9 protein-coding genes are annotated in these 12,143 nt (G+C 65.1%); 1 reads left to right on the forward strand and 8 read right to left on the reverse strand.

Annotated features, from left to right (window positions below; all coding sequences use genetic code 11):
* Nucleotides 1-13 precede the first annotated feature (13 nt).
* From KMZ68_RS14545 to KMZ68_RS14565, 5 genes are all read right to left on the reverse strand, one after another.
* Nucleotides 14-844, reverse strand: coding sequence for a segregation and condensation protein A (locus KMZ68_RS14545; RefSeq protein ID WP_215611989.1), 831 nt, complete (start codon nucleotides 842-844; stop codon nucleotides 14-16).
* A complete protein-coding gene (gene nagZ / locus KMZ68_RS14550) occupies nucleotides 841-1,869 on the reverse strand; it encodes a beta-N-acetylhexosaminidase (protein WP_215611990.1) in 1,029 nt (342 codons plus the stop codon). Before nagZ ends, KMZ68_RS14545 begins: the two co-directional genes overlap by 4 nt.
* A 46-nt stretch (nucleotides 1,870-1,915) precedes the next feature.
* Nucleotides 1,916-3,370: an SPOR domain-containing protein gene (locus tag KMZ68_RS14555; protein WP_215611991.1), complete on the reverse strand. Its 1,455-nt coding sequence runs from the start codon at nucleotides 3,368-3,370 to the stop codon at nucleotides 1,916-1,918.
* Between the two features lie 122 nt (nucleotides 3,371-3,492).
* Nucleotides 3,493-5,289 carry an arginine--tRNA ligase gene (gene argS, locus KMZ68_RS14560; RefSeq protein WP_215611992.1) on the reverse strand — a complete coding sequence of 599 codons (1,797 nt, stop codon included), beginning with the start codon at nucleotides 5,287-5,289 and terminating at the stop codon, nucleotides 3,493-3,495.
* Between the two features lie 51 nt (nucleotides 5,290-5,340).
* Entirely contained in the window at nucleotides 5,341-6,552 is a 1,212-nt protein-coding gene (locus KMZ68_RS14565; RefSeq protein WP_215611993.1) for a deoxyguanosinetriphosphate triphosphohydrolase, read from the reverse strand.
* 108 nt (nucleotides 6,553-6,660) lie between these two features.
* Here KMZ68_RS14565 and erpA point away from each other — a divergent pair, with 108 nt between their 5' ends.
* A complete protein-coding gene (erpA, locus tag KMZ68_RS14570) occupies nucleotides 6,661-6,990 on the forward strand; it encodes an iron-sulfur cluster insertion protein ErpA (RefSeq protein WP_215611994.1) in 330 nt (109 codons plus the stop codon).
* A gap of 6 nt (nucleotides 6,991-6,996) precedes the next feature.
* Here the strand turns inward: erpA and KMZ68_RS14575 are convergent, their stop codons facing one another.
* Genes KMZ68_RS14575 through KMZ68_RS14585 form a run of 3 tightly spaced genes read right to left on the reverse strand, consistent with a single transcriptional unit; the run spans nucleotide 6,997 to nucleotide 12,112 of the window.
* Nucleotides 6,997-7,884, reverse strand: coding sequence for an amidohydrolase family protein (locus tag KMZ68_RS14575; protein ID WP_249779361.1), 888 nt, complete (start codon nucleotides 7,882-7,884; stop codon nucleotides 6,997-6,999).
* Complete coding sequence (locus KMZ68_RS14580) at nucleotides 7,850-10,978, reverse strand: efflux RND transporter permease subunit (RefSeq protein ID WP_215611995.1); 3,129 nt, start codon at nucleotides 10,976-10,978, stop codon at nucleotides 7,850-7,852. The genes KMZ68_RS14575 and KMZ68_RS14580 overlap by 35 nt, the downstream gene beginning before the upstream one ends.
* A gap of 3 nt (nucleotides 10,979-10,981) precedes the next feature.
* Entirely contained in the window at nucleotides 10,982-12,112 is a 1,131-nt protein-coding gene (locus KMZ68_RS14585) for an efflux RND transporter periplasmic adaptor subunit (protein WP_215611996.1), read from the reverse strand.
* Between the last annotated feature and the right edge of the window lie 31 nt (nucleotides 12,113-12,143).

The raw sequence follows: 12,143 nt of genomic DNA on the forward strand, positions 1-12,143 counted from the left end.
CTCCTTCTTCCACTTACTCAGCCGGCAGATCCGGCGCGGTCATCGCGTCGGATACTGGTTGCGGCGGACGCTTTCGAAAAAACAAAGGCGCGAACGCCTCCTTCTGGTGCAGTTCCATCTCGCCTTCCCGGACCAGTTCCAGCGCCGCAGCAAAGCTGGACGCAAAGACCGTGGCCTTTTGCGAGGGATCGACGACGTAATTGAGCAAATATTCGCCGAGGCAGCTCCAATCCTCGGCCATCCCGACCAGGCGCTCCAGCGACGCGCGCGCCTCCGCCAGCGACCACACCGTCCGCTTGGCCAGATGCACCGTCGCCAACACCCGCTGCTGGCGCTGCGCGGCATAGGCGGTGAGCAGGTCGAACAGCGTCGCGGTAAACTTGGGATGCCTGATTTCCGCGATCGATTCCGGATTTCCCCGCGGAAAGATGTCCCGCATCAATTGCGGGCGGTTCATCAGCCGGTTCGAGGCTTCGCGAATGGCCTCGAGCCGACGCAGCCTGTTGGCGAGCGCGGTCGCCATTTCCTCGGCGCTCGGCCCGTCCGCTGTGGCGGGTTCGGGCAGCAGCAGCCGCGATTTCAGAAACGCCAGCCAGGCCGCCATCACCAGGTAGTCGGCGGCAAGCTCGAGGCGGATCTTCCGGGCCGCCTCGATGAACACCAGATACTGGTCGGCCAGCGCCAGAATGGAGATCTTGTGCAGGTCGACCTTCTGCTGCCGCGCCAGCGCCAGCAGCAGATCGAGCGGCCCCTCATAGCCCTCGACATCGACGACGAGCGACGGTTCATCGTCGGCGAGTTCGGCTGGCCGGCCGGTTTCAAACGATAGAATTTCCGCGCTCATGCGCCCGCCATCCCTGCCCGATTGATCAATGCGTCCAGTTCAGCCCGTGCCGCCAGCCGGTCCAGCGGCCGCGGCGCCCCGCGCGACGCCAGCGCCCGGCCGGCGCGCTCCAGCGCCTTACCCGACAATTCAGGCGTCTCACGGGCGACCTCGCGCATTTCGTCGAGCTTGCCGTTACAATGCAGAACCATGTCGCAGCCTGCGGCGACGATGTCCCGGGTCCGCTCGGCAATCGATCCGGCCAAAGCGTTCATGGACACGTCATCACTCATCAACAAACCCTGGAACCCGATCACGCCGCGAATCACTTGTTCGATGATTGTCGCAGAAGTCGTCGCCGGATGGGCGGGGTCCAGCGCGCTAAACACAACATGTGCGGTCATGGCCATCGGCAGGTCCGCCAGCGGTTGGAATGCGGCGAAATCGGTCCGTTCCAGCTCCCCCCTCGGCGTATCGACCTCCGGGAGCCTGAAATGGGTGTCCGCGGTGGCCCGTCCATGGCCGGGAATGTGCTTGAGAACCGGCAAGACGCCGCCCTGCACCAACCCCTCGGTCACGGCGCGAGCGATCGCGGCGACCTTGGCCGGCTCGGTGCCATAGGCCCGGTTGCCGATGACCGCATCGGCGCCTTCAACCGGGACGTCCGCCAGCGGCAGGCAATCGACGGTAATCCCGAGTTCCGTCAGGTCTGCTGCGATCAGCCGGGCGCTCAGGCGGGCCGCGGACAGGCCGGCCGCGCGATCGAGGTCGTACAGCGCCCCGAAGACGGCCCCGGGCGGATAGACCGGCCAATGCGGCGGCCCCAGGCGCTGGACCCGGCCGCCTTCCTGATCGATCAGGACCGGCGCATCCGCACCGCCGATGGCATTTCGCAACTCCTGAACAAGCTGAGTGACTTGTGCGGGCGTCTCAATATTCCGCTTGAACAGAATGAAGCCCCAGGGCCGCTCCTGACGGATGAATTCGCGCTCGGCGGCGCTGAGTTCCAATCCGGATACGCCTGTGATGAATGCGCGGCTGCCCATGGGGCCGATTAGCCCGCGCGCCGCCCAGGGGTCAAGGAAACGGCCGTTAATTCCTTTGGACGACGCACTGCCCGCCGGCAGTCTTCAGATTGCTGCAGAAATGCGACGCTTCATCCGCGGACCCGAACGGACCGATCATGGCGCGGTAATAGACGCCCTTGTCGCCGAGGTCGGCGCGCCTGATCACCGGCGAGCGCGACCCGAGCACGGACGAATACTTGCTCTGCAGCGCCCGATAGGAGGCCTGCGCATCCGCCTCGTTCTTCTGCGAGGCGACCTGGACCATGTATCCCCCGCCACCGCTGGGCGCGGTCTGCACGGGATTGGTGGCCGCAACCCGGGTTCCGGGGGCCGGAGCCGGCGGACCGCCCTGCGGCGTCAACGACAGCGGCGCATTGGCGCTGGCATTGGCCGATGATGGCGGGTTTCGCGTGGCCGGCGCAGCTGCCTTGGGCGCGGCAACCGGTTTGGCCGGCGGCGGTGCATTGACCGGCACCGCGGCTGCATCGGCCTGGTCGCCGCGGACGGCCAGCGTCTTGATCTTGCGCGGCTCACTGCTCGACAGCGTGCCATTGCCGGTGCCCGCAGGCGGCGGGCCGCTGGGCGTGACGCTCGCGACCGGCGGCGGACTGCTATTCGGATTCAGCGGCGGAAACACCACGCGCGGGCCGGATCGGTTGACGTCGACCGGGGCCTCCTCGCGCGGAACGATCTTCTCGGCGCCATCGCCGGTCGCCATGCGGTCCGGCACCTTGGCGGTGCCGTCCGATGGGGCCGGAACGATCTTGGTCGGGCTGTTGTCGGCCTTGATGATCGGCGGCTCGCCACTGCGGGGCGATCCGACATAGGTACGATAGGCAAAGGCAGCCCCCGTTCCCACTACGGCCAGCGCAAGCACCACCGCAACGGTGACCATGCCGCCGCCGCGCTTCCGGACCGGATCGTCTTCGATGCCATCGTCGTAGCCGTCCTGATAGCCATAGGCATCGTCGGCATAGGCCGGATCGTGCTGGGCCTGCTGCGCGCCGGGATCGAGCTGACCGTACAGCGCATCGTCATAGCGCGACGGATCGGGTTGGTAGTCGGCTTCGGCGTAGGCTGGCGGCTGCTGGTAGTCCGGTTCCGGCGCGGCATGCTGGGCTGCGTAGCGATGCAGCGGATGCACGGCGCTCGGGTAATCCTCGGCGTAATCTTCCTGCGGGGCCGGGGCTGAAGTTGGGGCTGGCGCCGGCTGCGGGGTGGCTCGCCGCATCCACGGCGGCGGGCCCGCGGGAGGCTCATGGTCGACAGGCGCCGGCGGCTGATATTGCGCGCGCTCGACGCCACGCGGCTGCACCGGCTGATTGGCCCTGCCCATCGCAAACGGGTCGGTCTGGCCGATCAGCCGCGCCAACTCGGCCAGCGGATCGCTCTCGGCCCTCGGCGGCTGCGCGTGCGGGTCTGCGCTGCGATCGTAGTCATCGCCCGCTGAAAAAGGTCTGTCCTGATATCGATCAGCCATCGTGATGATGCGTCCCCTTCGGGAAAGCTGCCAACCCGCCCTTACAAACGAACCAGGTACAAACGAACCAGCCCCTGCTGGATGCCCTCACAGGTCCCCATGTGAGGGGCTTCGCGTCCCGCCTATCGCATCTCGTCCGGAGCATGGACGCCGAGAACGGCGAGCCCAGATGCCAGGACCGAGACGACGCCCTGGACCAACGCCAGCCGCGCCTTAGTGATCTCTGCATCATTATTGATAATGAAGCGTAAATAGGGCAAATCCCGGCCCCTCGTCCACAGCGCGTGAAATTCGCTGGCAAGATCATACAGGTAAAACGCGATTCGGTGCGGTTCGTGCGCGACCGCCGCCGCCTCGATCATGCGGGGATAGAGCGCCAGCAGCCTGAGCAGGCTGAGTTCCGCGGGGTCCGTCAGCCGTTCCACCGCCGCATCGTCCAGGAATGCGGCGCGCGCGCGCGTATCTTCCGGCAGGCCGGGGATCGTCTCCCGGGCGTTCTTGAAGATCGAATGCCCGCGGGCATGGCCGTACTGGACATAGAAAACCGCATTGTCCTTGGACTGCTCGATCACCTTGGCGAGGTCGAAATCCAGCACCGCGTCGTTCTTGCGGAACAGCATCATGAACCGCACCGCGTCGGAACCGACCTCGTCGACCACCTCGCGCAGGGTGACGAAATCGCCGGAGCGTTTCGACATCTTCACCGGCTCGCCATGGCGTAGCAGCCGCACCAGCTGCACCACCTTCACGTCCAGCGTGGCCTTGCCCGCGGTGACGGCCTTGACCGCCGCCTGCATGCGCTTGATGTAGCCGCCGTGATCGGCGCCGAACACGTCGATCAGGTTGGCAAAGCCGCGGTCGAACTTGTTCTTGTGGTTGGCGATATCGGAGGCGAAATAGGTAAAGCTGCCGTCCGACTTCATCAGCGGGCGATCGACATCGTCGCCATAGGCGGTGGCGCGGAACAGCGTCTGCTCGCGATCCTCGTAGTCCTCGACCGGCGCGCCGCCCTTGGGCGGCGGCAGTCGGCCTTCGTAGATGTCGCCCTTGGAACGGAGAAAATCGATGGTCTCTGTGACCTTGTTGTTGCCATTCTCGATCAGCGACTGCTCCGAGAAGAACACGTCATGCCGGATGTTGAGCGCGGCGAGATCGCCCTTGATCTCGTCCATCATCATGGCGATGGCCTTGTCGCGCACGGCCGGCAGCCACGCGCCCTCCGGCATCGTCGTGAGCTTGTCGCCATATTCGGCGGCCAGCGCCTGCCCGACCGGCTTCAGATAGTCGCCGGGATACAGCCCTTCCGGAATCTCGCCGATGTTCTCGCCGAGCGCTTCGCGGTAACGCAGAAAGGCCGAACGCGCGAGCACATCGACCTGGGCGCCGGCGTCGTTGATGTAGTATTCGCGGGTGACATCGTAGCCCGCGAACTGCAGCAGGCTGCACAAGGCATCCCCGAACACCGCGCCGCGGCAATGTCCGACATGCATCGGCCCGGTGGGATTGGCCGAAACATATTCGACATTGACCTTCTCGGCCGCGCCCATCGCGCTTTGCCCGTAGGACGCCCCCTCACGCAACACCGTGCGCAGTTCATCCGACCAGGCCGACGCCTTCAGGGTGAGGTTGATGAAGCCGGGACCGGCGACATCGACGGACGCAATAAGATTGTCAGCACGCAGTTTTGCGGCGATTTGTTCGGCGAGATCGCGCGGCTTTGCCTTCGCTTCCTTGGCCAATACCATCGCGGCGTTGGTCGCCATGTCGCCGTGCGAGGCATCCCGCGGCGGCTCGACCACGACGCGCGACAGGTCGATATTGGCGGGCCAGCCGCCTTCGGATGCGAGCGCGCCGCAAACCGCATGGACGCGCGCGAGCACGTTGGCGAAAAGATGCTGCGGCTGTCTGGAATCGACCATGGGCGTGACTGGACCGGGGATTGCGCCGCGCATGCGGCTTGAGGCCGCCGCCTAACGCAAATCCGGGGTCGAGTCAAAAAGCCTGTGATGCTCGGTCAGCGCGAAGCGGTCGGTCATCCCGGCGATAAAGTTGCCGATCCGCCGCGCGCGCCCGGTTTCGGTCTCATGGCCGGCAGCGTCGGGCAGCCATTCCGCCGGCAGGTCGCCCGGCACGCGCTGATAGCGTGCGAACAGGTCGGACACGATCTGTTCGGCATCGCCCATCACGCGCATGACGCGGGGATGGCGGTACATCCCCCGCTTCAGGAACGCCTTGATCTCGGCTTCCGCCTGCGCGACGCCGGGGGGAAACGCGATCAAGACCTCGCCATGGTTGCGGACGTCGTCGACCGATTGCGGCCGGGCGATCTGCAGACGCCGGCGCGCTTCCGCGACCACGGCCCCGATCAGATAGGAGATCAGTTCGCGAACCAGTTCCGCGCCGCGCCTGATGTCGTCGAGATCGGGATAATGCCGCGCGATCTCCGCGATCATGTCTGCGGCAAGCGGCATCACCTTGAGGTCGTCAACCCCGAACAGCCCGGCGCGCAGGCCGTCGTCGATATCATGGGCGTCATAGGCGATGTCGTCGGCGATCGCCGCAACCTGTGCCTCCAGCGAGGCAAAGCTCCACAGTTCCAGGTCATAGGTTCCGACATAGTCGGATATCCCTGCGGGAACGCCGCGGTCGCGATAGCGCCCGACGGCGGCGCCGCCGCGGTCGGTCAGCGGGCCGTTGTGCTTGACGATGCCCTCCAGCGATTCCCAGGTCAGGTTGAGCCCGTCGAAATCGGGATAACGATGCTCCAGCGCGGTGACGACGCGCAGGGTCTGCGCGTTGTGATCGAACCCGCCATGGGCCTGCAGGCAGGCGTCCAGCGCCCGCTCGCCGGCGTGGCCGAACGGCGGATGGCCGAGATCATGCGCCAGCGCCAGGGTTTCCGTGAGGTCCTCATCGAGGCCGAGCTGCCGGGCCAGCGCGCGGGCGATCTGCGCCACCTCGAGGCTGTGGGTCAGCCGGGTGCGGTAATGATCGCCTTCGTGGAACACGAAGACCTGGGTCTTGTATTTCAGGCGGCGAAAGGCGGTGGAATGGATCACCCGGTCGCAATCCCGGCGGAACGGGCTGCGGGTCTGGCTCGGCGGCTCCCCGAACAGCCGCCCGCGGCTGCGGTCGGGGTCGCAGGCATAGACCGAGCGAGGAGCAGCCATTCCGACCGACACGATGTATTGATCCCCTGATGGTTTGATTCCCGTGGCCGGCGCACTTAACTATGGTGAGCGCCGGATACCAAATAAATTGGCTATGGCACCGGCGACCGGAGACCTCACATGACGACTGCCGTCACCATCAGCGAGCGGGCCGCCCGCCGCATCGGAGAGATCCTCAAGACCGAGGGTGACGGCGCCATGCTGCGGATCAGCGTCGAAGGCGGCGGCTGCTCGGGCTTCCAGTACAAATTCGACGTCGAGCGCGCGAAGGCCGAGGATGATCTGGTGATCGAGCGCGACAGCGCCGTGGTGCTGGTCGATCCGGCCTCGGTGCCCTTCCTGGCCGGCTCCGAAGTGGATTTCGTCGACGACCTGATCGGCGCCTCGTTCCGGGTGGTCAATCCGAACGCCACCGCATCCTGCGGCTGCGGCACCAGCTTCTCGATCTGAGAACATCTAGCGGCCTGCGAACAGCGCCCTGGCGTTGCCGTGCGCGATCTGCCGGGCGACATCGGGCGGCAATTGCGCCAGCCAGGCGCGATAGCCGGCCATGATTTCACCGTAGCTTGCCCAGCGCTCCGGGACCCAGGTGTCCGAACCGAGCAGGAAACGGTCGGGATAGCGCTCGAACAACGCGCGCCATTCCGGCGTCAGTTTCCCCGCCCCGTCGGTGATGCCACTGCGGTACGACAATTCACCCCACAGCTTGGGATATTTGGCCAGCATCGCGGCGACGCGCTCGCCGGGGATGCCAAAGCCGGTATGCGCCCAGATGATCCGCGCCTTGGGATTGTGCCGCATCAGGATCTCGAGCGCGGCCTCATCGGCATGGGCGTGCAGATAGAGATCGTTCGCCACGGCAAAGTTGACGGTGTCCCTGACCACCTCGGTGTCGGCAGCTTGTCCCGACAGATGAAACTCGCCGACGCCGCGATAATAGCCGCGCTTGAACTCGTCCTGCACCAGTTCGAAGATGACGGGGTCCTTGAACCAGGTCTGGATATCGGGACGCACCCGGTACGGCCTGATGAAGGGCACCACCTGCAGGCCCTCGGCCTTGGCATCCATCAGCGCATGGGTGCCGGTGTTGGGGCGGCTGGTGGCGAGGATACCGGTCACGCGATTTTTCTTGAGCAGCGCCAGCACCTCATCGGGCTGGTAGTACGGCTTCGGTTCCCAGTTGTAGTGCAGGTGCGCGTCGAAGATTTCGATCGGCTCGTCGGCCAGCACGCGTTCGGCCATGCCGGCGAGCAGGCTCACCACGATCAGAGCCGCCACACGGTGCGGCGTCATCTTCGGCCCGGCGTCATTACTCCGCCGCGGCGACATGCGGCCGCTCGACATTGTCGCCCTCCTCGATCTGCGGTTCGAGACGGCGCTTCAGCCGGCGGTCGATCCGGTCGAGATAGATGTAGATCACCGGCGTGATGAACAGCGTCAGCAGCTGTGAGACGCAGAGCCCGCCGACCACGGCAATGCCGAGTGGCTGGCGCAGCTCGGCGCCGGCGCCGGCGCCGATCGCGATCGGCAGCGTGCCGAAGATCGCCGCGAACGTCGTCATCATGATCGGGCGGAACCGCAGCAACGCGGCCTCTCGAATGGCGTGCTCGGCGCTCAACCCGACGCGGCGGCGCTCCAGCGCGAAGTCCACCATCATGATGGCGTTCTTCTTGACGATGCCGACCAGCATTACGATGCCGATCATGGCGATGACCGACAGTTCCATGCTGAACGCCATCAGCGTCAGGATCGCGCCGATGCCGGCCGACGGCAGGCCGGAAATGATCGTGATGGGGTGAATGAAGCTTTCGTAGAGAATGCCGAGGATCACGAAGGCCGCGAACACCGCCGCAAGGATCAGCACCCCCTGCCCGCGCAAGGAATCCTGGAACACCTGCGCGGTGCCGGAGAAGCCGGTGGCGATGGTGGCGGGAAGATTCGAGCTTTGCTCGATCTTGGTAATCTCGTTCACGGCGTAGCCGAGCGAATAGCCGGGCGCGAGGTTGAACGAGACCGTCACCGCGGGCTGCTGGCCCTGGTGATTGATCTGCAGCGGGCCGACCGTCGGCACCAGTTTGGCCACCGCATCCAGCGGGATGGTCTGGTTGTTGGCGGTCTTCATGTAGAGCTTGGACAGGTTCGAGGGGTCGACGCGAAACTGCGGCTGCACCTCGAGAATGATCTGATAGTCGTTCGACGGCATATAGATGGTGCCGATCTGCCGGCCGCCATAGGCGTTGTAGAGCTGGTTGCGGACGTGATCGACGGTGATGCCGTAGACCGCGGCCTTCTCGCGGTCGATCTCGACGGTCATTTGCGGATTCTTGATGTAGAGATCGGTGGTGACGTCGAGCAGCCCGGGGACCTTGGCGATCCTGTCGCGCATTTCCGGCGCCACCCGGTACAGCGATTCCGTATCGCCGCTCTGCAGGGCGTACTGGTACTGGCTCTTGGACAGCCGGCCGCCGATGTTGAGGTTCTGGACGCTCTGGAAAAACGCCTGCATCCCCGGCACCTCGGCCGCCTTCTGGCGCAGGCGCGCCATCACCACCGGGGCGGCTTCCCGCTCCTTCCTCGGTTTCAGGGCGATGAACAGTCGCGCATAATTGGTCGTCGTGTTCGGGCCGCCCGCGCCCACGGTACTGTTGATGTACTGTACCGCCGGATCCTTGCTGAGAAGATCGGCCAGTTCCTTCTGGCGTACCGTCATGGCCTCGAACGACGTGTCGGTCGCGGCTTCGGTCGTACCGAACAGGAAGCCGGTGTCTTCCTGGGGAAAGAATCCCTTGGGCACGACGACGTAGAGCGCGACGGTGCCGGCGAGCGTCGCCAGCGTCACCACCAGCATCATCGGCTTGCGGGCAAGCACCCAGTCGAGCGACCACTCGTAGGCACGAAGCCAGGAATCGAACATCCGCTCGAACACCCGCAGCACGATGTTCGGTTTCCTGGTCTCGTCGTGGGCCTTCAGCACGCGCGCGCACAGCATCGGCGTCAACGTCAGCGAAACGAATCCGGAAACCATGATCGCAACCGCGATCGTGACCGCGAATTCGCGGAACACGCGGCCGACGATGCCGCCCATCAGCAGCACCGGAATGAACACCGCGATCAGCGAGAAGGTGATCGAAATGATGGTAAAGCCGACCTCGCGCGCGCCCTTCAGGGCCGCCTCGAACGGTCGCATGCCGTGTTCGATGTGGCGGACGATGTTTTCCAGCATGACAATGGCGTCGTCGACCACGAAACCGACCGACAAGGTCAGAGCCAGCAGCGTCATGTTGTTGACGGAGAAGTCCAGCACATACATCACGGCGAAGGTGCCGCAGAGCGAGATCGGCACCGCCAATGCCGGAATAAAGGTCGCAGACGCCGAGCGCAGGAACAGGAAGATCACCAGGATCACGAGGCCAATGGCGATCAGCAGGGTCTCTTCGACGTCGGCGACGGATTGCCGGATCGACTGCGAACGATCCATCGCGACCTGGATCGTCACCGATGGCGGAATCTGCGCGCGCAACGCTGGTAACTTCGCCAGCACGCCGTCGACGACGGCTACCGTGTTGGCGTCCGGCTGCTTGTAGATGGCCAGAACGATCGAACGGGTGCCGTTGAACCAGCTTGCGATCTTGTCGTTCTCGACGCTGTCATAGACGCGCGCCACCTCGTCGAGCCGCACCGGCGAACCGTTGCGCCAGGCGACGATCACATGCCGGTAGTCGGCCGCATTGGCCATCTGGCCGGAGGCCTGAAGCGCCACGTCCTGTTTCGGCCCGTTCAGCGTGCCGACCGGCGTGGAAGAATTGGCGCGCGCGACCGCGGTCCTGATATCGTCCAGCGTCAGGCCGCGCGCCGCGGCGGCTTCCGGATCGGCTTGCACGCGAACGGCGAATTTCTGACTGCCGAAAATCACCACCTGGGCGACGCCCTGAATCTGCGACAACGCCTGCGCGATGGTGATGTCGCCATATTCGTTGACCGCGGACAGCGGCAACGTTTCCGACCTCAGTGAAATGAACAGCACTGCGAATTCCGACGGATTGACCTTCCGGAAAGTCGGCGGAATGATCATCTCGATCGGCAGCCGGCGCTGCGCGATGGTCAGCGCGGTCTGCACATCCAGCGCGGCGGCGTCGATGTTCCGGTTGAGATCGAATTGAATGATGATCGCGGTGGTGCCCTGCGAGGAGGTCGAGGACATCGACGAGATACCGGCAATGGTCGAGAGCTGGCGCTCGATCGGACCGGCAACCGAAGCCGCCATGGTGTCGGCGCTGGCGCCCGGCAGGGTCGCGGTCACCGCGATGGTCGGGAAATCCACCTTGGGGAGCGCTGAGACCGGCAGCAGCCGAAAGCCGAACACGCCGAAAGCGATGATCGTAGCCGTCATCAGGGCCGTCATGACCGGGCGGCGGATACAGAGCTCCGACAGGGTCATCGGTCAGGCCCCCGCCTTGGCGCCGCGCGGCGCGACCGGAGTCCCCTCCGACAACAACAGCTGCCCATCGACGATGACATCCTCGCCGCCTGACAGCCCGCTCGCAATCACGGAAAATCCCTGAAGGGTGCGGCTGACCGTCACCGGCTGAACGTGGGCCTTGCCGTCCTTCATGACGAAAACGAAATTGCCGCTCTGGCTGCGCTGCACGGCGGCCGTGGGCACCGTCACGCCGTCCTCGGTGCGAATGATGAGCCTGGTGTTCACCAGCGTCCCCGGCCACAGGGTCTCGTTCTCATTGTTCATGATGCCGCGCACGGTGACCATGCCGGTGGTGGCATCGACCGTGTTTTCGACCATCGCCACCTTGCCGTCCTCGGATCGCTGGTGGCCCGGGATGGTGGCAGTCACCTTGGAGCCCCCGGCCGCCATGGCATCGCGCAGCTCGACCAAGGCGCGCTGCGGGATGGCAAAGGTCACATAGACCGGCGCCATCTGATTGATGACGGCGAGCGGCGCCGTATCGGCGGGCCGGACGAAATTACCGACCTTTACATTGGCGGCGCTGATCCGTCCTGAAAACGGAGCGCGGATGGTGGTATAGCTCTTCTGGACCCTCAGATTGTCCAACGCAGACTGGTCCGCCTTGATGGTTCCGGTCAGGATATCGGCCTGGGTCTTGGCGTTATCGAGGTTAACCTGCGTGGTCGCGCCCTTGCCGATCAGGTCGCCGTAGCGCCGGACATCCCGTTGCGCGGCTTCGAGCTGCGCCTGGTCCTTGGCGAGCACGCCTTCGGCCTGCTCGATCAGGGCGTCGATCTGGCGCGCGTCGAGCGTAAACAACAGATCGCCCTTGTTGACCTTGGCGCCGTCCTCGAAGTGGACCGAGACGATGGTGGTTTCGACCCGCGATTTCAGCGCCACGCTGGAAATCGGCGTTACCGTTCCGATCGAATCGACATCGACCGGCACCGGCTTGCGCTCGGCCTTGGCCACTTCAACCGACACCACGCGGGCCCGGGGCGGTCCCTGGACACTGCCGCCACCGCTCATCCACGCCGTACGGGTTACATAGGCCGCCAGCGCCGCGATACCGAGCGCGCCCGCCAGAATCATGAGGTTTCGTTTTTTCATCGCATTTCACGTCAGCCGGTCCACGGCGACC

The organism is Bradyrhizobium sediminis, from assembly GCF_018736105.1.
In the GTDB taxonomy this organism is placed as follows: Bacteria; Pseudomonadota; Alphaproteobacteria; order Rhizobiales; family Xanthobacteraceae; genus Bradyrhizobium.